Source organism: Bradyrhizobium diversitatis, from assembly GCF_016031635.1.
Lineage (GTDB): Bacteria > Pseudomonadota > Alphaproteobacteria > Rhizobiales > Xanthobacteraceae > Bradyrhizobium > Bradyrhizobium diversitatis.
Genome location: NZ_JACEGD010000016.1, coordinates 179,018 through 200,224, shown reverse-complemented (window position 1 = coordinate 200,224; position 21,207 = coordinate 179,018). Strand labels below are relative to the sequence as shown.

Annotated in this window: 19 protein-coding genes; 11 read left to right on the top strand and 8 right to left on the bottom strand. The window is 65.3% G+C overall.

Going from position 1 to position 21,207, the window contains the following annotated elements:
- Window positions 1-102: 102 nt before the first annotated feature.
- Window positions 103-633, bottom strand: a complete 531-nt coding sequence (hpaR, locus tag H1B27_RS19300) for a homoprotocatechuate degradation operon regulator HpaR (protein ID WP_061878104.1) — start codon at window positions 631-633, stop codon at window positions 103-105.
- 111 nt (window positions 634-744) lie between these two features.
- Between hpaR and hpaH the strand changes: the two genes are divergently transcribed.
- The 6 genes from hpaH to H1B27_RS19270 all read left to right on the top strand — a co-directional run bounded on the left by hpaH (window position 745) and on the right by H1B27_RS19270 (window position 7,325).
- On the top strand, window positions 745-1,551 hold the full coding sequence (gene hpaH, locus H1B27_RS19295; protein WP_197967136.1) for a 2-oxo-hept-4-ene-1,7-dioate hydratase: 807 nt from the start codon (window positions 745-747) through the stop codon (window positions 1,549-1,551).
- A gap of 31 nt (window positions 1,552-1,582) precedes the next feature.
- Complete coding sequence (locus H1B27_RS19290; RefSeq protein WP_197967135.1) at window positions 1,583-1,981, top strand: 5-carboxymethyl-2-hydroxymuconate Delta-isomerase; 399 nt, start codon at window positions 1,583-1,585, stop codon at window positions 1,979-1,981.
- Window positions 1,974-3,512 carry a 5-carboxymethyl-2-hydroxymuconate semialdehyde dehydrogenase gene (hpaE, locus tag H1B27_RS19285; protein WP_197967134.1) on the top strand — a complete coding sequence of 513 codons (1,539 nt, stop codon included), beginning with the start codon at window positions 1,974-1,976 and terminating at the stop codon, window positions 3,510-3,512. Before H1B27_RS19290 ends, hpaE begins: the two co-directional genes overlap by 8 nt.
- 131 nt (window positions 3,513-3,643) lie before the next feature.
- On the top strand, window positions 3,644-4,627 hold the full coding sequence (gene hpaD, locus H1B27_RS19280) for a 3,4-dihydroxyphenylacetate 2,3-dioxygenase (protein WP_197967133.1): 984 nt from the start codon (window positions 3,644-3,646) through the stop codon (window positions 4,625-4,627).
- A 174-nt stretch (window positions 4,628-4,801) separates the two neighbouring features.
- The gene (locus H1B27_RS19275; protein WP_197967132.1) at window positions 4,802-5,671 is read left to right on the top strand and encodes a fumarylacetoacetate hydrolase family protein; all 870 of its coding nucleotides are present in this window, start codon (window positions 4,802-4,804) and stop codon (window positions 5,669-5,671) included.
- 25 nt (window positions 5,672-5,696) lie between these two features.
- Complete coding sequence (locus H1B27_RS19270) at window positions 5,697-7,325, top strand: thiamine pyrophosphate-dependent enzyme (RefSeq protein ID WP_197967131.1); 1,629 nt, start codon at window positions 5,697-5,699, stop codon at window positions 7,323-7,325.
- Here the strand turns inward: H1B27_RS19270 and H1B27_RS19265 are convergent.
- The 5 genes from H1B27_RS19265 to H1B27_RS19245 all read right to left on the bottom strand — a co-directional run bounded on the left by H1B27_RS19265 (window position 7,303) and on the right by H1B27_RS19245 (window position 12,143).
- Complete coding sequence (locus tag H1B27_RS19265) at window positions 7,303-8,547, bottom strand: MFS transporter (RefSeq protein WP_197967130.1); 1,245 nt, start codon at window positions 8,545-8,547, stop codon at window positions 7,303-7,305. The genes H1B27_RS19270 and H1B27_RS19265 overlap by 23 nt on opposite strands.
- Before the next feature lie 53 nt (window positions 8,548-8,600).
- Window positions 8,601-9,254, bottom strand: a complete 654-nt coding sequence (gene alkB, locus H1B27_RS19260) for a DNA oxidative demethylase AlkB (RefSeq protein ID WP_197967129.1) — start codon at window positions 9,252-9,254, stop codon at window positions 8,601-8,603.
- Window positions 9,255-9,263: 9 nt separating this feature from the next.
- Window positions 9,264-10,010, bottom strand: a complete 747-nt coding sequence (locus H1B27_RS19255) for a 2OG-Fe(II) oxygenase (protein WP_197967128.1) — start codon at window positions 10,008-10,010, stop codon at window positions 9,264-9,266.
- Between the two features lie 104 nt (window positions 10,011-10,114).
- On the bottom strand, window positions 10,115-10,801 hold the full coding sequence (locus tag H1B27_RS19250) for a DUF2848 domain-containing protein (protein ID WP_197967127.1): 687 nt from the start codon (window positions 10,799-10,801) through the stop codon (window positions 10,115-10,117).
- A complete protein-coding gene (locus H1B27_RS19245) occupies window positions 10,794-12,143 on the bottom strand; it encodes an amidase (RefSeq protein ID WP_197967126.1) in 1,350 nt (449 codons plus the stop codon). Before H1B27_RS19245 ends, H1B27_RS19250 begins: the two co-directional genes overlap by 8 nt.
- Before the next feature lie 173 nt (window positions 12,144-12,316).
- Between H1B27_RS19245 and H1B27_RS19240 the strand changes: the two genes are divergently transcribed.
- The 4 genes from H1B27_RS19240 (at window position 12,317) to H1B27_RS19225 (ending at window position 16,123) form a co-directional block, all read left to right on the top strand.
- On the top strand, window positions 12,317-12,730 hold the full coding sequence (locus tag H1B27_RS19240; RefSeq protein ID WP_197967125.1) for a Zn-ribbon domain-containing OB-fold protein: 414 nt from the start codon (window positions 12,317-12,319) through the stop codon (window positions 12,728-12,730).
- A gap of 3 nt (window positions 12,731-12,733) precedes the next feature.
- The gene (locus H1B27_RS19235) at window positions 12,734-13,873 is read left to right on the top strand and encodes a thiolase C-terminal domain-containing protein (protein WP_197967124.1); all 1,140 of its coding nucleotides are present in this window, start codon (window positions 12,734-12,736) and stop codon (window positions 13,871-13,873) included.
- 107 nt (window positions 13,874-13,980) lie between these two features.
- Window positions 13,981-14,895, top strand: a complete 915-nt coding sequence (locus H1B27_RS19230) for an SDR family NAD(P)-dependent oxidoreductase (protein WP_197967123.1) — start codon at window positions 13,981-13,983, stop codon at window positions 14,893-14,895.
- A 115-nt stretch (window positions 14,896-15,010) separates the two neighbouring features.
- Complete coding sequence (locus H1B27_RS19225; RefSeq protein ID WP_197967122.1) at window positions 15,011-16,123, top strand: SMP-30/gluconolactonase/LRE family protein; 1,113 nt, start codon at window positions 15,011-15,013, stop codon at window positions 16,121-16,123.
- 96 nt (window positions 16,124-16,219) lie between these two features.
- Here H1B27_RS19225 and ppc read toward each other — a convergent pair whose 3' ends face one another.
- On the bottom strand, window positions 16,220-19,015 hold the full coding sequence (gene ppc, locus H1B27_RS19220; RefSeq protein WP_197967121.1) for a phosphoenolpyruvate carboxylase: 2,796 nt from the start codon (window positions 19,013-19,015) through the stop codon (window positions 16,220-16,222).
- Window positions 19,016-19,560: 545 nt separating this feature from the next.
- On the opposite strand from ppc, the gene H1B27_RS19215 reads away from it, so the two are divergent.
- Window positions 19,561-20,022, top strand: a complete 462-nt coding sequence (locus H1B27_RS19215) for a hypothetical protein (RefSeq protein WP_197967120.1) — start codon at window positions 19,561-19,563, stop codon at window positions 20,020-20,022.
- 79 nt (window positions 20,023-20,101) lie between these two features.
- On the opposite strand, the gene H1B27_RS19210 is transcribed toward H1B27_RS19215, so the two are convergent.
- Window positions 20,102-21,109, bottom strand: a complete 1,008-nt coding sequence (locus H1B27_RS19210) for a SphA family protein (protein ID WP_245311947.1) — start codon at window positions 21,107-21,109, stop codon at window positions 20,102-20,104.
- Window positions 21,110-21,207 lie beyond the last annotated feature (98 nt).

The following is a 21,207-nucleotide window of genomic DNA, read 5'->3' as shown; positions in this document are numbered from 1 at the left end:
TCTCCCCGGCGCCGACTTTGCAGCGATCGGCTTCGGCGGCACTTGAGCGAAAAAACGCGACCATGTCTATGGCCGCTGCCGCATGGGAGCGCATATCTGCTCTCACTCCTCGGGACTTGCTTCCTCGCTGGCGCCGAGCCCCGCGAGACTCCGTTCGAGCTCGCCGAGCATCTCCTGCAATTCGGCAAGCTTGCGTGCGCCAAAGCGGCGCGTGATCTCCGCGTAGATCGCTTCCGACGTCGGCGCAACCGAGGCCATCAGCTTCACGCCGTCCTTCGAGATCGAGACCACGCTGCGGCGTTGATCCGCCTTGGCGGTCTTGCGCTCGATCAGATTGCGCGCTTCGAGATCGCGCAGGATGCGCGACAGACTCGGCCCCAGCAGGAACGCCGTGCGCGCGAGTTCCGTGACCTCGACCGCCTCGATGGAAGCGAGCGCCCGCAGGATGCGCCATTGCTGCTCGGTCAAGCCGTGCTCGCGCAGTGAGGGACGAAACTGCCGCATCACCGCCTCGCGGGCCCGCAGCAGCGACATCGGCAGCGAGCGCGAGAAGTCGCGCATCGGCACCTGTCTCGCGGCAGGTCCCGCGGCAGGCGCGCCTCCGTTGGCGGGATCGGCGGATTTCTTCGTCATGACATCCCTTCAATCCGCAGAATGTTTGCAGTGCAGCAAGCCCGAATTGTGCTTGACGCATTCATTTAACATGTTAAGTATCTCCGGCCACCACGATTTGTCAGACTAGAGATGGCGCTTTCCGACGACGATATCCGAGCTTGCGCGAGGCGTCTGCACCAGGCGGAGAAGACCCGCACGCAGATCCGGCAGCTGTCGCGGGATTTTCCCGAGATCACCATCGCCGATGCCTACGCGATTCAGAAGGCCTGGGTCGAGGTCAAGATCGCCGAAGGGCGCATCGTCAAGGGCCACAAGATCGGCCTCACCTCGAAGGCGATGCAGAGCGCGCTCAATATCGACGAGCCCGATTCCGGCGTGCTGCTCGACGACATGTTCTTCGCCGATGGCGGGATCGTTCCGACCGAGCGCTTCATCGCGACGCGCGTCGAGGCCGAGCTGGCCTTCGTCATGAGCAAACGGCTCTCTGGGCCCGATTGCACGATGTTCGATGTCCTCAACGCCACCGATTTCGTCGTGCCGGCGCTGGAGATCCTGGACACGCGGATCGAACGCGTCGATCCGACCACGAAAGCGACGCGGAAGATTTTCGACACCATCGCCGACAATGCGGCGAATGCCGGCATCGTGCTCGGAGGACGGCCGATCCGTCCGCTTGACGCGGATCTGCGCTGGATCGGTGCGCTGTGCTTCAAGAACGGCCAGCTGGAAGAGACGGGCCTTGCCGCCGGCGTGCTCAATCATCCCGCCACGGCCGTGGCCTGGCTCGCCAACAAGATCGCGCCGCTCGGCCTTGCGCTGGAGCCCGGCCAGGTCGTGCTCGCGGGATCCTTTATCCGTCCGATCGAGACCCGCAAGGGCGACACAATTCAGGCCGATTATGGCGCCTACGGCTCGGTGAGTTGCTACTTCGCTTAAGGCGAACAACAAGACAGGGAGTGAAACGGCGATGCCGCACTTCACGATCGAATATTCGGCCAATCTCGACGGCCGTCTCGACATCGGCACGGTGTGTGAGGTCGTGCGCAAGGCAGCCAGCGAGACCGGCATCTTCCCGCTCGGCGGCATCCGCGTTCGCGCCGTCAGGTGCGAGCATTATGCGATCGCGGACGCCCGCCAGGATTACGGCTTTCTCGACATGGTGCTGCGCATCGGCGAGGGCCGCGATCTCGAAACGCGCCAGAAGGCCGGCGAGCAAATCTTCCAGGCGCTCTCAAGACATCTCGATCCCGTCTTTGCCGCCGGCAGGTTCGCCCTGTCGTTCGACATGCAGATCAACGACAAGGAAACCAGCTGGAAGCGCAACAACATCCACGACGCCCTGAAAGCGGAGGCCGCCCATGGATAAGCCCACGCCGAAAGCCGATGTGTTCCAGGCCAATCGCGACCGCGTCGCACCGCTCTTGAAGACGTTGCGGGCCAACGGCATCGGCCACATGATCGACGGCAAGGTCGTCGCCTCGATCTCGGGCGCAACGTTCGAGACGAAATCGCCGGTCGATGGCGCCGTGCTCGCGAGCGTTGCCCGCGGCAATGCGGAGGACATCGACGCTGCGGCAACCGCGGCTGCGCTTGCGTTCAAGTCCTGGCGCGACATGGGACCGGCGATGCGGCGCAAACTGCTGCATCGGGTGGCCGATGCAATCGAGGACAATGCCGAAGACATCGCGGTGCTCGAATGCATCGACACCGGCCAGGCCTATCGTTTCATGGCCAAGGCCGCGATCCGCGCCGCCGAGAATTTCCGCTTCTTCGCCGACAAATGCGCGGAGGCGCGCGACGGCCTCAACACGCCGAGCGACGAGCACTGGAACGTCTCGACGCGCGTGCCGATCGGCCCCGTCGGCGTGATCACGCCGTGGAACACGCCGTTCATGCTCTCGACCTGGAAGATCGCCCCTGCCCTCGCTGCGGGCTGCACCGTCGTGCACAAGCCGGCCGAATGGTCGCCGGTGACGGCTTCCATCCTGGCGAAGCTCGTGAAGGAAGCCGGCGTGCCCGACGGCGTGCTCAACACCGTGCACGGCTTCGGTGAAGAGGCCGGCAAGGCGTTGACCGAGCATCCCGCCATCAAGGCGATCGGCTTCGTCGGCGAAAGCGCGACGGGCTCGGCCATCATGATGCAGGGTGCGCCGACCCTGAAGCGCGTGCATTTCGAGCTCGGCGGCAAGAACCCCGTCATCGTGTTCGACGACGCCGATCTCGACCGCGCGCTCGATGCCGTCGTGTTCATGATCTACTCGCTCAACGGCGAGCGCTGCACGTCGTCGAGCCGCCTGCTGATCCAGCAGAGCATCGCGGAAAAGTTCGTCGAGAAGCTGACGGCGCGCGTGAAGGCTCTGAAGGTCGGCCATCCCCTTGATCCCGCCACCGAGATCGGGCCGCTGATCCACGAGCGGCACCTCGCCAAGGTCTGCTCCTATTTCGACGTCGCGCGCGAGGACGGCGCGACGATCGCTGTCGGCGGCAAGGCCTATGACGGCCCCGGCGGCGGACATTACGTCGAGCCGACGCTGGTGACCGGCGCGCACGGCAAGATGCGCGTGGCGCAGGAGGAGGTGTTCGGGCCGTTCCTCACCGTGCTGCCGTTCAAGGGCGAGACGGACGCGATCGAGATCGCCAACGACATCCGCTATGGCCTCACCGGCTATGTCTGGACCAACGACATGGGCCGGGCGCTGCGCGTGGCCGATGCGCTGGAGGCCGGCATGATCTGGCTGAACTCGGAGAACGTCCGCCATCTGCCGACGCCGTTCGGCGGCATGAAGGCCTCGGGCATCGGCCGCGACGGCGGCGATTACTCGTTCGACTTCTACATGGAAACCAAGCACGTCTCGCTGGCGCGGGGCACGCACAAGATTCAGAGATTGGGAACGTAGAACCGCCGTCGTTCCGGGACGATGCGAAGCATCGGACCCGGAACCTCGAGATTCTCAAGTGCGCAATTGCGCACCATAGTTCGGTCCTGCGGACCGCCCCGGATGACGGGGCCTAACGAGGGGAAACGCCAATGCCCGTACCGCAACACGTCTTCGAGCCGCCGTTCAACATCATCCGCTCCAGCCACGTCGTGCTCGACGTCACCGACCTGAAGCTGAGCCGGGAGTTCTACGAGACCATCGTCGGCCTACATGCCGAGGATGCCGACGACGATGTCGTTTACCTGCGCGCGGCCGAGGAGCACCAGCATCACTCGCTGGTGCTGCGCAAGGCGGCAGCGCCGGCCTGCGCGCGGCTCGGCTTCAAGGTCGGCAACGACGGGGATCTCGACAAGGCCGCCGCGTTTCTCTCGGAGAACGGCCTGGCCTACGCCTTCGTCGATCAGCCGTTCCAGGCCCGCACATTGCAGTTCACCGATCCCTTCGGCTTCCAGATCGAGCTCTACGCCTCGATGGACCGGCGGCCTCATATGCTGCGCCGCTACGACCTCTACAGGGGGTGCCATCCGCAGCGGCTCGATCATTTCAACGTCTTCGCTGCCGAAGTGCAGGACACGATGGAATTCTACGCCCGGCTCGGCTTCCGCCTCACTGAATATGCCGAGGAGGACGGCCCGAACGGGCGCATCGCCGCGGCCTGGATGCATCGCAAGGGCAACGTCCATGATTTCGCCATTACCAACGGCAAGGGTCCGCGCCTGCACCATTTCGCCTATTGGACGCCGACGGCGATGAACATCATCCATCTCTGCGATGTCATGGCTTCGCAAGGTTTCGTGAAGAACATCGAGCGCGGACCGGGACGCCACGGCATCTCGAACGCGTTCTTCCTCTATGTGCGCGATCCCGACGGACACCGCCTCGAGCTCTACACCAGCGACTACTTCACGGGGGATCACGACCACGAGCCGCTGCGCTGGTCGCTGCGCGATCCGCGCCGCCAGACGCTGTGGGGCGCACCCGCGCCGCGCTCCTGGTTCGAGCAGGGCTCGCCGTTTTCGGGCCAGGCCGTGCGCGAGCCGAAATTCGTGGCCGACGTGCTGGTGGCGGACTGATGCCGGTGACAGGCTCAGCCTCTCTCCCCGTCGTCCCTGCGAAAGCAGGGACCCATAACCACAGGGAGGAGTTTGGCGAAGTTTGGTCGTTCGGGATTGCCATCGCGCGCTATCGATAGATCACGCGGTATGGGTCCCGGCGTTCGCCGGGACGACAAGAGAGATAGATTGCCTATGAAACTCCCTCGCCTCGCCACCTATTCCTTCAAAGGTGACACCCGCTACGGCGCCGTCGTGGACGGCGGCCTCGTCGATCTCTCCGCGCGTTACGGCAAGGACTATCCGACGCTGCGCGAGGTGATCGCGGCAGGCAAGCTCTTGAACCTCGCCGAAGAGGCTGCCGGGCGCGCACCCGATCACGCGCTCAGCGAGATCACGTGGCTGCCGCCGGTGCCCGCGCCGGAGAAAATCATCTGCATCGGCGTCAACTATCCCGACCGCAACGCCGAGTACAGAGACGGCCAGGACGCGCCGAAATATCCCAGCATGTTCATGCGCTCGCCGCGCTCCTTCGTCGGGCACGACACGCCGCTGGTGCGCCCACGCGCGTCCGCGCAGCTCGACTATGAGGGCGAGATCGTGCTGGTGATCGGCAAGCAAGGCCGGCACATTCCCGAAAGTGCCGCGCTCGATCACATCGCCGCGCTGACGCTCTGTAACGAGGGCTCGGTGCGCGACTGGCTGCGCCACGCCAAGTTCAACGTCACCCAGGGCAAGAACTTCGACTCCAGCGGCAGCTTGGGTCCGTGGCTCGTGCCCTACACATCGGAATCGCAGATTGCGGACATCAGGCTCACCACGCATGTCAACGGCGAACTCAGGCAGGACGATCGCACCAGCCGGTTGATGTTTCCGTTCCGCTATCTCGTGAACTATATCTCGACCTTCGCAACCCTCGTGCCCGGCGATATCATCGTCACGGGCACGCCGACCGGCGCGGGCGCACGGTTCGATCCGCCGCGGTACCTGAAGCCCGGCGACGTCGTCGAGGTCGAGGCCGAGGGTATCGGCCGCTTGCGCAACGGCGTCGTCGACGAAGCCTGAACAATCATCGAAGTGGAATAACCAGATGACCACCCTCACCGGCGGCGAAGCGATCGTAAGCGGCCTGGTCGCCCACGGCGTCGACACAGTATTCGGCCTGCCCGGCGCGCAGGTCTACGGTCTGTTCGACGCCTTCCACCAGGCCCAGCTCAAGGTGATCGGCGCACGGCACGAGCAGGCCTGCGGCTACATGGCGTTCGGCTACGCGCGTTCCAGCGGCAGGCCCGGCGTGTTCAGCGTCGTGCCCGGCCCCGGCGTGCTCAATGCCAGCGCGGCACTGCTCACGGCGTTCGGCTGCAACGAGCCGGTGCTGTGCGTCACCGGCCAGGTGCCGACGCAATTCCTCGGCAAGGGCCGCGGTCATCTGCACGAGATGCCGGATCAGCTCGCGACCTTGCGCACCTATGTGAAATGGGCCGACCGGATCGAATATCCCGGCAACGCACCGACGGTCGTGGCGCGCGCGTTCCAGGAGATGATGTCGGGGCGGCGCGGCCCCGCCTCCGTCGAGATGCCTTGGGACGTCTTCACCCAGCGCGCGGAGACGGCGGCGGCTCAAGTGCTGGAGCCGCTGCCCGCACCGCCGCCCGATCCCGACCTGGTCAGGCAGGCGGCCGCGCGCATCAAGACCAGCAAGGCGCCGATGATCTTCGTCGGCAGCGGCGCGATCGAGGCGGGCGAGGAGATCCTCGAGCTCGCCGAGATGATCGATGCGCCCGTGGTCGCCTTCCGCAGCGGCCGCGGCATCGTCTCCAACGCGCACGAACTCGGCCTGACCATGGCCGCGGCCTACAAGCTTTGGCCGACAACCGATCTGATGATTGCAATCGGCACCCGCGCGGAGCTGCCGGCCTCGGGCTTTCGCTGGCCTTATCAACCGAGTGGACTGAAATCCATTCGGATCGATATCGACCCGGCCGAGATGCGCCGGATCACCTCCGATGCGGCCATCGTCGCCGACGCCAAGGCCGGTACGGCCGATCTCGTCGCGGCCGTGAAGAAAGCCGGCTATGCGCGCACCCGTGGCCGGCGGGAGGCGATCCGCGAGGCGACCGCGACCGCGCAAGCCGAGATCCAGCGCATCCAGCCGCAGATGGCCTATCTCGACATCCTGCGCGAGGTGCTGCCGGCGAACGCGATCGTCACGGATGAATTGTCGCAGGTCGGCTTCGCTTCCTGGTACGGCTTCCCGGTCTATCAGCCACGCACCTTCATCACCTCAGGCTACCAGGGCACGCTCGGCTCGGGCTTTCCGACCGCACTTGGTGCGAAGGTCGCCAATCCCGACAAGCCGGTGGTCGCCATCACAGGCGACGGCGGCTTCATGTTCGGCGTGCAGGAGCTTTCGACCGCCGTGCAGTTCAACATCGGCGTGGTGACGCTGGTGTTCAACAACAACGCCTATGGCAACGTCCGCCGCGACCAGCGCGAACGTTTCGACGGCCGCGTGGTGGCATCGGACCTCGTCAACCCGGATTTCGTCAAGCTCGCGGAGTCCTTTGGCATCGCGGCCGCGCGCGTCACCGCGCCGGATCCGTTCAGGGCCGTGCTGGAGAAGGCACTGGCTCATGGCGGGCCATATCTGATCTCGGTCGAGGTAACCAGGGATTCGGAAGTGAGCCCCTGGGCCTTCATCCACCCGCCGAAGCCTTGAGCTGAGCACCGCCCTGGAGCCGCGCGGCCGCAATCACCAGCAGGCCCGCGCCTGCGACCGACCAGCAGGCGACCGGCGCCCAGTGCAGCAGCGGCGTGTATTCCGGCATCTTCTGCAGGCCGCCCACGACCGCCGCCATGCGCGCAAAGGTGCCGAGCGCGAGCGCCGAGAACACGAGGCCCGTGACCTTTCCCTCCGCGCCGGTCGAGCCGATCGCAAGCGCGGCCAAGACTGCGCTCATCAGCATGCAGCCCCACGCGGCTCCGGCGAGGAACTGGGCGACGATCAGCGTATTGAGGCTGCCGGCAAATTCGGCCGTCGCAATCGCCACCGCACCGAACAGGCCGGCGGCACCCAGCACGATCAGGCCGCCCCGGTGCTTGACGACCAGGCTCGCCGGAAACATCGCAATGTTGAAACCGATCCAGAACACCGGCATCAGCCATTGCAGATCATCCGGCTTGGCGAATCGCAGATAGAACGGCGCGCTGTTCATGGAAAAGTGCAGCTGATAGCCGAGCGCCAGCGCCACCATCGCGACGATGAAGGCGATCGGGACGAGGCCCAGCGGCTTGGCCGCCTCGGCCGGCACCGGCCGCACGGTGTCGCGCGCCACGTCGTACTCGATCCGTGAGAGCCCCAGCGCCGTCAGCAGCAGCACCGCGCTCGATATCACGAACGGCAGCCGCGCATCGTGCTCGCGCAGCACTACGCCGAGATAGGGCGAGACGGCGCCGGCGACGCCATAGCCCAGCATGGCCAGCGCCGCGAGGAACGGCACCTGCGGCATAGCGCGGTACTTGCCGAGCAAGGTCAGCGGCGGCGCGCGCAGGGCCGATGACGTGATCGACCAGACCACGATCAGCGCGATCAACCATACCTGCGCGCCCGCGCCGATGCCGGCCACGAAAGGCAGCGCAACGAAGGCGGCGCAGGAGATCGCCGCCAGCACGCCGACGAACAGGCCGAGCCGCCCGACGACGGGCGCGAGCTTGTCGGCCGCGATCCCCATCGCGGTATCGGCGATGGTGAAGATCGCCTGGTCCAACATCAGGATGAGGATCACGGCCGCCGGCGCAAGGCCGACATCCGCTGCGAGCTTCGGCAGGTAGACGACATAGGTCGTCCAGCCCAGCGTGAACACGAGTTGCAGAACTGCCAGATAGAGCCCCGTGCGCGATGCGCTCGTGCTCGCGCCAGTCGAGACCTGTGCAGTAGTCATGTCGCCGCCCCCTCGCAGCAGCTTAGACGACGGCGATGCCTCTTGGGAATGCCTCAGAGCACCTTGCGAAAGGTCAGGTTGATGCGCCGCCGTCCGAGCAGCGAATGCTCGCCATCGGCGAGCGGCGCCACGCCGTGATAGGCGAGCCTGCTCGGCCCGCCCCAGACCACGACATCGCCATGGACGAGCCGGAAGCGGCGCGGCTTGTCGCTGCGCGCCAGGCCGCCGAACAGGAAGGTCGCGGGCAGGCCGAGCGAGACCGAGACGATCGGCGCCGAATAGTCCAGTTCGTCCTTGTCCTGGTGCAGCGAGAGCCGCGTGCCCGGCTCGTAGCGGTTGACGAGACAGGCATCGGGCGCGAAGCCGGCGAAACCGTCCTGCTCCGCAGCGCGGCGGGCGAGATCTCGGAACACAGGCGGCATCGCCGGCCAAGGCGCGCCGGTGCGCGGGTCGACGGGATCGTAGCGATAGCCGGTGTGATCGGTGATCCAGCCGCGCTCGCCGCAATTGGTCATCGCCACCGACATCAGATGCCCGCCGGGCGTGGTCATCCGCCGGAACGGAGATTGTGCCACGATGGCGCGCACCGCGTCGATCAGCTCGCTCTCGATCGGCTTGACGAAGCCGCGCAGCAGCACGGCGCCGTCCGCGATCTCCTCACGCGACGGCTGCGCCTCGGCAACACTGTCGAACAGATCACCCGTCAATCGCAGCGCTCATTTGGCATCATGAAAGATCACGCCCAGGGTGTGGCGTTGGCCGGACCTGATGCGGCTGACGCCATGGCGTAGATTAACGCGGTAGATGCCGCGTGTCCCCTGCACCGGGCGGTGATGCACAGCGAAGGCGACTGCATCGCCTTGCGCCAGCGGCACGACCTCGGCGCGGGACTGCATGCGCGGGCGCTGCTCGGTCAGCACGAACTCGCCGCCGGTGAAATCGCGGCCCGGCTCGGAGAGCAGGATCGCGACCTGGAGCGGGAACACGTGCTCGCCATAGAGGTCCTGGTGCAGGCAATTGTAGTCGCCGTCCCCGTATTGCAGCAGCAGCGGTGTCGGCCGCGCCTGTCCGGCCCCATGGCATCGCTTCAGAAAGGCCGCATGGCTTTCGGGATAGCGGATGTCGATCCCCATCGCCTCGTTCCAGCGATTGGCGACGCCTTGCAGATGCGCATAGAGCGCCGGGCGCAGCTGCGCGATCAGGCCGGGCAACGGATAGGAGAAGTACTTGTACTCGCCGCGGCCGAAGCCGTGACGGCCCATGACGATGCGGCTGCGGAAGTGCGCGTCATCGGGATAGAGCGCGGCGATGTCGCGGCATTGATCGGGCGTGAGCAGGCCCTTCAGGACGGCGCAGCCCTGGGAGTCGAGCTCGGCGGTGATTTGCGGCCAGTCGAGAGCTTCGATGTGGGTGGCGAGATCCACGGGCGAGTTGGCGGGCGACTTGCGTGCTGTTGCTGTCATGGCCATGACTCTCGCAAAACCCATCCGTCCGCCGCCACCCGATTTCCGACTCTCTCCCCGTCATTGCGATGACGGGGAGAGAGTCGCGTCGCAACGCAGGGGACCTAACCCCGCACCGGCAGCGTCACCACGTCGTAGCCGTGCTTGATCGTGCGCTTCAGCACGGGGTCCTCCAGCTCGAAGTCGAAGCGGTCGGCGGGGCGGATGCCGCCCTTGGCGGCGAAGGTGCCGCCGAACATGGCGCAGCCGTCGGGGAACTTGCCGCCGTCAAAGCCGCGCGCGATGAGCTCGGTGACCGGCAGCATCGCGTCGAGCGTGCCTTCCTGGTACAGCACGCGCTCGCCCTTGATGGTGGCGTAGGAGCGCAGGATCATCCTGTCCCAATGGGCGATGATGTCCTCGAGCTCCCACAAAGTGGAGGCGATGGGCTTGTCGCACATCTGCTTGGACACCGTGACGTTGTAGGCCTCGACCTTGCGGTCGGTGTGGTCGGAGCCGCAGCCGACGAAGATGCGGCCCTGCCAGCCGATCAGCACGAACTCGACCTCGCCACTGGAATCGCCGCCGGTGCATTCGATGCGGTCATCCTGGGTCAGTCGCCGCGCCGAGGCGCGGTAGTAGATCGGGGTCGACGCCGGCGGAGCGATGCCCATCTCCTGCAGCTCGGCGATGTGCTTGTCGCGGGCGACGGGATCGCGGCCGGTCCAGCCGGCGATGACCATCTGGTCGATCGCCAGTGTCAGCGGCGTGGTGGTGTCCTGGGCATCGACGGTGAAAGTCAGGTCAAACACGAATGACGGCCTCCATGCCGGCAGCAAGCTCGAAAATGCGACGGTCCGATCCGCCCGCCCCCGCCAGCATCAGGCCAACGGGAACGTCGCCGTCACGATGTGCAGGGATCGAGATGGCGCAGCCATCGATCATGTTGATCAGGGTGCAGTTGCGTAGCGCGCGCAGGTTTTCGGTGGTGAAGGCCTTGTCGTCGGCGAGATCGGCGATCTTCGGCGGCGTGTTGGCGGTGGTCGGCAACACCAGCGCGTCATAGGGTGCAATGCGCGCATTGACGCGGGCGATCAGCGAGCGGCGCTCGTTGAGGAGATCGATGTAGTCGGCCGCGCTCTGTGACTCGCCGCGCATGATGCGCACGGCGACCCTGGGATCATAGACGTCGCCCTTGGACGTGATGAGATAACGATGCCAGGCATAGCTTTCAGAGGCCGCAAAACCGCCCTTGGCATTCATCGGGCCGACATCGTGGAACTCCGCCATCTCGATACGCTCGATGATAGCGCCGTGATCCGCAAGCGTCTTCAACGCGCGCTCGAAGGTCTTGGCCACTTCTGCGTCGAGGTCGTCGAGCGCGATCGTGGTGGGCACCGCGAGCCGCATGCCCTGGATCGGCCGCGGCTTCAATGCGACGATCGGCTCGTTCGCGAGCACGGCGTCGAGTATGGCACAGCAGCTGACCGATCGTGCCAGCGGGCCGATGCTGTCGAGCGAGAACGAGAGCGGCACGGAGCCGTCGAGCGGCACGCGGCGCTGCGTCGGCTTGTAGCCGACGATGCCGTTGAAGGCGGCCGGAATCCGGCAGGAGCCGCCGGTGTCGGTGCCGAGCGCACCATGCGCCATGCCATCCAGCACCGAAACGGCCGCACCCGAGGAGGAGCCGCCGGGCACATGGCCCTCGCTCCGATTCCAGACGCCCTTCGGGGTGCCGTAATGCGGATTGATGCCGATGCCGGAATAGGCGAACTCGGTCATGTTGGTTCGGCCGATCACGACGAACCCCGCCCTGCGCAGCCGCGCCACCGTTGCGGCATCCTGCTCGGCCGGCGGCGAATCGTCCAGCGCGCGCGAGCCGGCGCGCGTCACCTGGCCCTTGATGTCGAAGAGATCCTTGATCGAGATCGGGATGCCGGCAAAGCGCGACGGCGCCGCGTTGACCTTGCGCAAGCCGTCCATTGCATCGGCCGCCGCCAGCGCGGCGTCCTTGTCGACATGGATGAAGGCGCGCTGGCCTTCGCCGGCGGGATCGGCGATCCTGGCGATGCACGCCTCGACCAGCTTGCGGGCGGTCGTGCGGCCGCTTTCGAGGTCTTCGGCGAGTTTCGCCAGTGTCGGAAAATCGGGCATGTCTGTCTCACGGAATATTGGCGCGCGCAATCTATAGCGCTGGCTCAGTTCGACACAAGCATTGTGCGCATGATGGCATGCATGCGTATTGCTGGACCGTTGACGCACCATAGTCGATTGTCGCATCAAGATCAGGCGGGCGCGAAGCCTGTCTTTTGGGAGGAGCCCCTGACATGGCCGAACCGCAGCGCGCGCGACCGAAACCGACGCCGGAGACCCAGCATTTCTGGGACGGCACGAAAGCGGGCGAACTGCGGCTGCAGCGCTGCGACGCCTGCGCGCATGTCTACTTCCCGCCGCGCCCGTTCTGCCCCTCCTGCGCCTCGCGCAAGGTCAGCATCTTCAAGGCGAGCGGCAGGGGCTTTCTCTACAGCTACGTGATCAACCACCGCCCCGCCGCGCCGGGCTTCACGCCGCCTTACGCCATCGCCGTGGTCGAGCTCGACGAAGGCCCGCGGATGATGAGCAACATCATCGACTGCCCGCAGACGCCGGAGGCGCTCGAGCTCGACATGAAGCTCGAGGTCGCGTTCCAGGAGCTCGACGACAAGATCACCCTCCCCGTCTTCCGTCCGGCGAAGGGATAAGCCATGCGCAAGAACCAGGTTGCCGTCGTCGGCGCCGCCGAGACCACTGAGCTCGGAATCATCCCCAACGCCTCGCAGCTCCAGCTCCATGCGGACGCCGCGCTCAACGCCATTGCGGATGCCGGGCTGAAGCTGTCCGACATCGACGGCTTTGCCACCGCGGTCGAGACGCCGCAGCAGGTCTGCCACTATCTCGGCATCAAGCCGACCTGGGTGGACGGCACCTCGGTCGGCGGCTGCTCGTTCATGCTCCACGTCCGCCATGCCGCCGCGGCGATCGAGGCAGGCCTGTGCCAGACCGTGCTGATCACCCATGCCGAGAGCGGCAAGTCGATGATCGGCAAGCTGCCGCGCTCGACCCCGCCGGACAGCCTCAACGGCCAGTTCGAGGCGCCCTATGGCGTCTACGGTCCGCCCAGCATGTTTCCGATCCCCGTGCTGCGCTTCATGAAGACCTGGGGCATCACCCACGAGCAGCTGGCTTCGGTGGCGGTGGTGCAGCGGGAATGGGCGGCGAAGAACCCGCGCGCGATGATGAAGGACCCGATCACGGTCGCCGACGTGCTGAACTCGCGCATGATCGCCTATCCGTTCCGCCTGCTCCAGTGCTGCCTCGTCACCGACGGCGGCGGCGCGCTGATCCTGACCTCGGCGGACCGCGCCAGGGACTTTCCGCGCAAGCCCGTCTACATCATGGGCACCGGCGAGAGCGTGGAGACGCCGATGGTCAGCCAGATGGAGACCTTCAATTCCTCGCGCGCGTTCAAGACTGCAGGGCCGCTGGCGTTCAAGGAGGCCGGCATCGCCCACAAGGACGTCGATCATCTCATGATCTACGATGCGTTCGCGCATCTGCCGCTGTTCGGCCTCGGCGATCTCGGCTTCATGCCTTATGAGGCGACCGGCCAGTTCATCGCGGACGGCAACACGCGGCCGGGCGGCAAGCTGCCGCTCAACACCAATGGTGGCGGATTGAGCTACATGCATTCGGGCATGTACGGCATGTACGCGCTCCAGGAGAGCGTCCGCCAGATGCGCGGCATCGCGCCGGCACAGGTGCCGAACGCGAAGATTTCGGTGTGCCACGGCGTCGGCGGCATGTTCGCCGCAAGCGGCACGATCGTGTTTACGAACGAGAGGTAGCTAACCGTCATTCCGGGGCGCGCCTCTTGGCGCGAACCCGGAATCTCGAGATTCCGGGTCTGGTGCGTCGCACCATCCCGGAATGACGGACCAACAGGAGAACCCACATGTCGAAATCACTGCAAGACAAGGTCATCATCGTCACCGGCGCAGGCCGCGGCATCGGGCGCGAGATCGCGCTGCTGTGCGCGGCAGAGGGCGCCAAGATCGTCGTCAACGATCCCGGCAGTGCCGCGGACGGCGCCGGCGCGAACGCTGCTCCGGCCGAGGAGGTGGTCGAGGAGATCAAGAAGCGCGGCGGCACGGCGGTTGCCAATTTCGAGTCGGTGGCGGAAGCGATCCCCGCCAGCAAGATCGTGAAGACCGCGACCGACCATTTCGGCCGGCTCGACGGCGTCGTCAACAATGCCGGCATCCTGCGCGACATGATCTTCCACAAGATGAGCGTGGAAGCGTTCGAGGCCGTCATCAAGGTGCACCTGATGGGCTCATTCTACGTCAGCCACGCCGCGGCCCGCGTCTTCCGCGAGCAGGAGTCGGGCTCCTTCGTGCACTTCACCTCGACCTCGGGCCTGATCGGCAATTTCGGCCAGGCCAATTACGCCGCCGCAAAGCTCGGCATCGTCGGCCTGTCGAAGTCGATCGCGCTCGACATGGGCCGCTTCAACGTGCGCTCCAACTGCGTCTCGCCGTTCGCCTGGACCCGCATGATCGGGACCATCCCGACCGAGACCGAGGCCGAGAAAGCGCGCGTCGAGAAGATCAAGCAGATGGGACCGGAGAAGATCGCCCCGCTCTGCGGCTATCTGCTCGGCGATTCCGCCAAGGACGTCACCGGCCAAATCTTCGGCGTGCGCATGAACGAGATCTTCCTGTTCAGCCAGAACCGGCCGATCCGCTCGGTGCAGCGGAGCGAAGGCTGGACGCCGCAATCGATCGCGGAACATGGCATGCCGGCGCTCAAGGGTTCGTTCTACAAGCTCGACCGCTCCGCCGACATCTTCACCTGGGATCCGGTCTAGCTGCATTTCCGGCATCCCTGCCCTGCGATCTCTGGTTGTCTCCGCCTGAGATCGCCCCGCTTTACGCCCGAATGGGGGCGAATGGTGTCCTCCCAACAAACTTTGGGAGGAAACCATGACAAGAATACTGACCAACACCGACTACACCACTGCGACCGGCGGCCTTGGACGCCGCACTCTCCTCAAAGGCACCGCGGCTCTCGCGGCGTCCACCATCCTTGCCTCACAGGCCAATGCCCGCGACTTCGGCGCCAATGCCGAACCGCAGCGCTATCCCGACCCCGACATCGTCGTGATCGATCCCAAACGCTTCAAGGCCAAGGTCGGCAACACCGCGATCAAGCGGCTCTACACCGGCTGCCTCTGGGCGGAAGGGCCGGCGTGGAATGCGCAGGGGCAATATCTGGTCTGGAGCGACATCCCCGCCAACCGCCAGCTTCGCTATCTCGACGATGACGGCCATATCTCCGAGCAGTTCCACAAGCCGTCGAACGAATCCAACGGCAACTCGTTCGACACCGAGGGCCGCCAGCTCAGCGCCGAACGCACCCGCCTCGTGCGCTACGAGCACGACGGCTCGGTCACGACCCTGGCCGAGCAGGCGGGTGGCAAGCCGCTCAACGGCCCCAACGACATGGTGGTCCATCCCAACGACAAGGCGATCTGGTTCACCGATCCCGGCTATGGCGCGATCAGCATCTACGAAGGCAAGCTCGCCAAGACGGGCTCGCTCCAGCCCCACCAGAAGGAAGCGGTCTATCGTCTCGACCCCCAGACCGGTCAAGTCGCGAAGGTCGCCGACGAACCGTTCAAGCCGAACGGCATCGCCTTCAGCCACGACTACAGGAAGCTCTATGTCTGCGACACCGGCATCACACATTACCCGCAAGCGGAGAACGTGGTGTGGTCCTATGACGTCGACGGCCCAAAGCTGTCGAACCCGAAGAAGCTGATCGACATGAAGCTCGACGGCAAGTCAGGCTTTCCGGACGGCCTTCGCGTCGACACCGAGGGCAATATCTGGGTCGGCGCCGGCTGGGTCGGCCCGGGCTATGACGGCGTGCAGGTGTTCGCACCGAACGACGGCGCGCGGATCGGGCAGATCCTGCTGCCTGAGACCTGCGCCAATGTCTGCTTCGGCGGCAAGAAGCGCAACCGCCTGTTCATGACCGCGAGCCAGTCGCTCTATGCGGTCTATGTGGAAACGCAGGGCGCGCATTTCTGTTGAGGGGCACACCGTCATTCCGGGGCGATGCGCAGCATCGAACCCGGAATCTCGAGGTTCCGGGTTCGCCCTTCGGGCGCCCCGGAACGACGGGTGAGGTTACCCCGTATTCCTCAACCCCGCCGAAATGCCGTTGATGGTCAGCTGAATTCCGCGCAGCACCTGCTCGTCCGGGTTCTGCGCGCGGTGCTCTTTCAAGAGTTCGACCTGCACGTGGTTGAGCGGGTCGAGATAAGGGAAGCGGTGGCGTACGGAGCGCTCCAGGAGCGGATTGCCCTGGAGCAGCCGGTCCTGGCCCATGATGTCGAGCAGCGTCTCGATGCAGGAATGCCATTCGCGGCGGATACGGCCGAAGATCTTCTCGCGCAAGGCTTCGTCGGGCACGAGCTCGGCGTAGCGCGAGGCGATCGCGATCGAGCTTTTCGCCAGCACCATGTCCATGTTCGACAGCAGCATGCGGAAGAACGGCCATTCCTGGTAGAGCTCCTTCAGGAACGGCATGCCCTTGTCGGGATGCTCGGCGATCCATTGCTCGACCGCGCTGCCGAAGCCGTACCAGCCCGGCAGCATCAGGCGGCATTGCGCCCAGGAGAACACCCAGGGGATGGCGCGAAGGTCTTCGATCGCGCGGGTCTTCTTGCGCGAGGCCGGACGGCTGCCGATGTTCAGCGTCGCGATCTCGTTGATGACGGTGGAAGCCCAGAAATAATCGACGAAGCCGTCGGTCTCGTAGACCAGGCCGCGATAGGCCTTGAAGGCGAGATTGGAAAGCTCGTCCATCGCGGTCAGATATTCGCGGCGCGGTGCGCTCTGGCGCGGATGCAGGAGACTCGCCTCCAGCGTCGCGGCGGCGAGGATCTCCAGATTGTTGCGGCCGACCTCGGCGTTGGAATATTTCGACGAGATGATCTCGCCCTGCTCGGTGATGCGGATCTGGCCGTTCACGGCGCCGCCGGGCTGCGCGATGATGGCGTCATAGCTCGGCCCGCCGCCGCGGCCGACCGAGCCGCCACGGCCGTGGAACAGGCGCAGCCGCACGTGGTGGCGCTCGAACACCTCGACGAGGCCGATCTCGGCCTTGTAGAGCTCCCAGCCCGAGGTGACGAAGCCGCCGTCCTTGTTCGAGTCGGAATAGCCGAGCATGACCTCCTGCACGCTGCCACGGCTGTCGACCAGCCGGCGGTAGTCGTGCAGCGACAGCATGCGATCCATGATGCCGGATGAGGCCTGCAGATCCTCGATGGTCTCGAACAGCGGGACGATGTTGATGGCGCTGCGGCCGGAAGGATGGACGAGGCCGACCTCCTTGAGCAGCACGGCCACTTCCAGCATGTCCGACATGCCCTTGCACATCGAGATGATGCATTGGGGGATGGCGTCCGAGCCGAACTTCGCATGCGCTTCCGCGGCGGCATGGAAGACGTTGAGCTCCCCCATGGTCTCGTCGCTGTATTTGACGAAGGGCGAGACCAGCGCGCGCGTCGAGCGCAATTCGTTGGTGAGCAGCGAGATGCGGGCATCCTCGCCGAGCGCGAGATAGGACATGCCGGGATTGGCGGCGTCCATCAGCTCGGCGATGGTGCGTTCGTGCACGGCCGAGTTCTGGCGGATGTCGAGCCGGGCGAGATGGAAGCCGAAGCAGTCCACTGCGCGGCGCAGCAGCCGCAGCCGGCCGCGGGCGATGACGCGGGCGTTGTTGGAGATCAGCGAGCGGTGCAGCACGTCGAGATCGGCCTGCAGCTCCTTGACGCTGGCGTAAGGCGCCGCTTTGCCGACCGGCCGGCGTGTGATCTCGACCTCCAGCATTTCGGCCGTTGCGGCGAGCCGGGCATAGATGCCGGACACCGCGAGACGATAAGGCTCGCCGCTTCGGTGCGGCGAGGTGTCCGGCGAGCGCTCCGCCAGGTTGCGCAGCTCCTCCGAGACGTCGGCAAGATGAGCCGCGATCGACAGCTCGGCGCCGAGCACGTGCAGCTCGTTCAGATAGAACTGCATCACCCGGCTCGACTGCAGCCGCAGCGTGCCGCGCATGACGTCGGCGGTGACGAAGGGGTTGCCGTCACGATCGCCGCCGATCCAGCTGCCCATGCGCAGGAACGAGGCGAGCTCGCCGGCAGCCTGTGCGCCGTCCTCCTCCAGCCGGTCCTCGAGCGCGTTTACAAGCCGCGGCACCTCGCGCAGGAAGGTGTAGTCGTAGAAGGACAGGCCGTTGGCGACCTCGTCGAGCACGGTCAGCTTGGTCCGGCGCAACAGATTGGTCTGCCACAGCGTCAGCACCTCGCGGCGAAGCTGCTCGTCGCTGGCGGCCGCTTCCTCCGCGGTCAACGCGACCCGCTCGCGGCGGTCGAGCAGGCCGGCGACCTCCATCTCGCGGTCCATGGTGCTCTTGCGGCGGACTTCGGTCGGATGCGCGGTCAGCACCGGGCTGACCAGCGCGGTCTTGAAGAAGTTGCGGAGCTGATCGGGACCAATGCCCGCCGCCTTGGCATGGGCCAGCGTGTCCGCCAGCACGCCGGAGCCGCCGCTTTTGGCAGCACGCGCGCGCATCTGGCGGATGTTGTTCTGGTCCTCGGCGATGTTGGCAAGGTGCGAGAAATAGCTGAAGGCACGGACGATCCGCACCGTCTCGGAGGTCGACATGCTGTCGAGGATCTGCTCGAGCTCGCGGCGGGCGAGCCGGTCCTCGTCGCGGTGGAACCGGATCGAGGTCTGCCGGATGCGCTCGACCAGGTCGAACAATTCGGCGCCCTCCTGGTCGCGCACGGTGTCGCCGAGGATGCGCCCGAGCAGGCGGATGTCGTCCCGCATGCGCGCGTCGGCCTCGAGCGCCTGGACGTCATCAGGGCGGTTGGCGCGGGGTTCAGTGCTGTCGGATGGTACGGTCTGGAGGGACATGGCTCGCTCCTTGGTTCGAGCTCGCTTGGATGCCCGGCAAGCGCGAGTGTGCGATATTTTTCCGCCGCAGTGCAAGATGAACTTGGTGGCGGCGCGGCAGGGCTGGGGTGATGATCACGTGTCCCGGACAAGCAGCAACGCCGCAAGCGTTGCTCCGCCGAGCCGGGACTCTAGACCGACCTCATTCTGGCACACTGATGCCGTCGGGGGCCGTCCACCCCAACAGAAGCCACAGAGCGCATTGCCGCAACATGGGCCCCGGCTCTGCAGCGCATCACGCCGCGAAGACGCGGCGCGCTGCGCTGCGTCCGGGGCACGAGAGATTGCTGCAATCTCACCAATGGACATCGTCTCGCGGTCTTGCGGCCGGCCACGCTCTACCCATCCTACAGGCTAGTGAGCGGCGGCGTTTTCGGCACGTGCAGGAGCATCACCGACGTTAACCCTGTCGCGCAAATGATTCGTTGTGAGGCGGCAGCCGCCGACAAGTTGCCTTATTGCAGCGGAGAATTTTCAGCGGCACTAACCTTGGTTAGAGGCACATTATGCTGAGAATGGCGTTGTTGGGCCTCCTTATCCTGTTGAGCGTAGGAATGCTCTCGGCAATGGAGCTGAGAACTCCACCGCGTCGCGCGATCGTCCAGCCGCTTGCCGAGCAAAACGCAGCCATCCCGGCTGCACATGACGTATTGGCGAAGGCCGATCGCCTTGACGTCGTCGCTGTGAGCAGCGAGATGCCGACACAGGCTGCTTTGGTCGAACCGCCCGTTGCTCCGCCGGAAGACATCCATCTCGGTTCGCGCGAGCCGGAAGCGATCACCCGTCATCGGCACCATTCGAAGAAGATCGCGACCGCCGAACGTCCCAAGCCAAAACCGAAGGCAGCCGTTATCAAGCGAACTGCCAATGTCCAGCGTTCAAAGGCCGCCGACAATACCGAGCCCTGTCGGCTCAAGGCGTTTGGTGGCTTGCGCAAGGCATTGAATCTGACCAGCTGCGAAATCTGAGGACGGTTCTGGCCCCTTGACCTGCATGTGGCGTGCTTTGCCCGACCGGGCAACGCGAGGAATCGCGTGCGACCATGGCCTATTTCGTCACCATCCGCCGGGTCGGCGCCACCGTGCCGGCAGGAGCCATCGGCGAAATCGAGAACGTCAACCACGCATTCCATCCTGCCGGCCGGTTCTCCGCCGCGAATTCGCCATATGCCTTCAGGTTGAGATAACCTTGCATGTCTTCAACCGGAAACAGGTATCCGACCTGCGGACCTACGCCAACGACCCGTGACCGGAAACCACCGAGGATCGGGTGTTGTCCAAAGTCGTCGGTGATCTGCTGATAGCCGTACCCCACCAGTCCGACAAAAAGCTGTTTGGAGAGAAACTGGGAGGCGCCCCAGTCGAAGTGAAAGTCGATGCCATTCTGATATTGTGTGTCGTGGTTCTTGAAATTGTAGGTAAGTCCCGCGACAGCCGAAAACTCGTGGCCGGTCTGCGGATTGAAGTAGGTGTAGCCGCCGCCGCCGTCGATAGCAGCATGGCCGATACCGAGATTGGCAAGTCGGATTGGCGAATAGGCGCCGACCGGAATGTCCCCGGTCACATAGGTCATGAAATTGTGGACCCCGGCGTTCCACTTCAATGTCGCCTGCGGATAGAGGTCGCCGACCGATGTGATGGAGTCGGCGATGGTGCCGTTGCGCGTTATCACCAGCGGTCCGAGTACCGCGGTCAGCGTCCCGCTCAGGTCGGCGCTCGACCGCCCGAACAGGCCGGTTACGCCAATGGCCAATTGTCCTCCGAGCACCGGAGTTGCGAAGGTGTAGGTGGGGTTGAGCAGAACGAGGTCGCCCTGCGCATTGAGATGCAGATTGAGGCTGCTGTTCACCGTCGCGGGAAACCTGCCGATCTGGATTTCCTTCGCCGCGGCTGTGGCTCCGGATGCGGATACGGTCGTGTGATAATACACCGCCGCTATCGACCAGCCCGGCACCGCCGGGGCCGCCGCGAGGCTGCCGAACCGGCCGGGAAGCCAGTACGAAACCCCACCCTCATCGGCATATGCCGCTTCGGGCACGCAGCCGAGCAGCACCATGGCCGCGCCGAGACTCGAGCGGATGAACCGAACCCGAGATTCTTGCCTGGATGGCGTCATTCTCTACCCCCGACACCAATTGTGTCTGAACCCAAAAT

Excerpts from the sequence above, each read along its gene's own strand:
- H1B27_RS19235 (WP_197967124.1), top strand. The coding sequence starts at position 12,734 with ATGCGCAAGAACCAGGTTGCCGTCGTCGGCGCCGCCGAGACCACTGAG.
- H1B27_RS19230 (WP_197967123.1), top strand. The coding sequence starts at position 13,981 with ATGTCGAAATCACTGCAAGACAAGGTCATCATCGTCACCGGCGCAGGC.
- H1B27_RS19240 (WP_197967125.1), top strand. The coding sequence starts at position 12,317 with ATGGCCGAACCGCAGCGCGCGCGACCGAAACCGACGCCGGAGACCCAG.
- H1B27_RS19265 (WP_197967130.1), bottom strand. The coding sequence starts at position 8,547 with ATGACTACTGCACAGGTCTCGACTGGCGCGAGCACGAGCGCATCGCGC.
- hpaD (WP_197967133.1), top strand. The coding sequence starts at position 3,644 with ATGCCCGTACCGCAACACGTCTTCGAGCCGCCGTTCAACATCATCCGC.
- H1B27_RS19245 (WP_197967126.1), bottom strand. The coding sequence starts at position 12,143 with ATGCCCGATTTTCCGACACTGGCGAAACTCGCCGAAGACCTCGAAAGC.
- H1B27_RS19215 (WP_197967120.1), top strand. The coding sequence starts at position 19,561 with ATGCTGAGAATGGCGTTGTTGGGCCTCCTTATCCTGTTGAGCGTAGGA.
- H1B27_RS19225 (WP_197967122.1), top strand. The coding sequence starts at position 15,011 with ATGACAAGAATACTGACCAACACCGACTACACCACTGCGACCGGCGGC.
- H1B27_RS19255 (WP_197967128.1), bottom strand. The coding sequence starts at position 10,010 with ATGACAGCAACAGCACGCAAGTCGCCCGCCAACTCGCCCGTGGATCTC.
- H1B27_RS19290 (WP_197967135.1), top strand. The coding sequence starts at position 1,583 with ATGCCGCACTTCACGATCGAATATTCGGCCAATCTCGACGGCCGTCTC.
- H1B27_RS19210 (WP_245311947.1), bottom strand. The coding sequence starts at position 21,109 with ATGGTGCTGCTCGGCTGCGTGCCCGAAGCGGCATATGCCGATGAGGGT.
- hpaR (WP_061878104.1), bottom strand. The coding sequence starts at position 633 with ATGACGAAGAAATCCGCCGATCCCGCCAACGGAGGCGCGCCTGCCGCG.
- hpaE (WP_197967134.1), top strand. The coding sequence starts at position 1,974 with ATGGATAAGCCCACGCCGAAAGCCGATGTGTTCCAGGCCAATCGCGAC.
- H1B27_RS19270 (WP_197967131.1), top strand. The coding sequence starts at position 5,697 with ATGACCACCCTCACCGGCGGCGAAGCGATCGTAAGCGGCCTGGTCGCC.
- hpaH (WP_197967136.1), top strand. The coding sequence starts at position 745 with ATGGCGCTTTCCGACGACGATATCCGAGCTTGCGCGAGGCGTCTGCAC.
- H1B27_RS19275 (WP_197967132.1), top strand. The coding sequence starts at position 4,802 with ATGAAACTCCCTCGCCTCGCCACCTATTCCTTCAAAGGTGACACCCGC.
- ppc (WP_197967121.1), bottom strand. The coding sequence starts at position 19,015 with ATGTCCCTCCAGACCGTACCATCCGACAGCACTGAACCCCGCGCCAAC.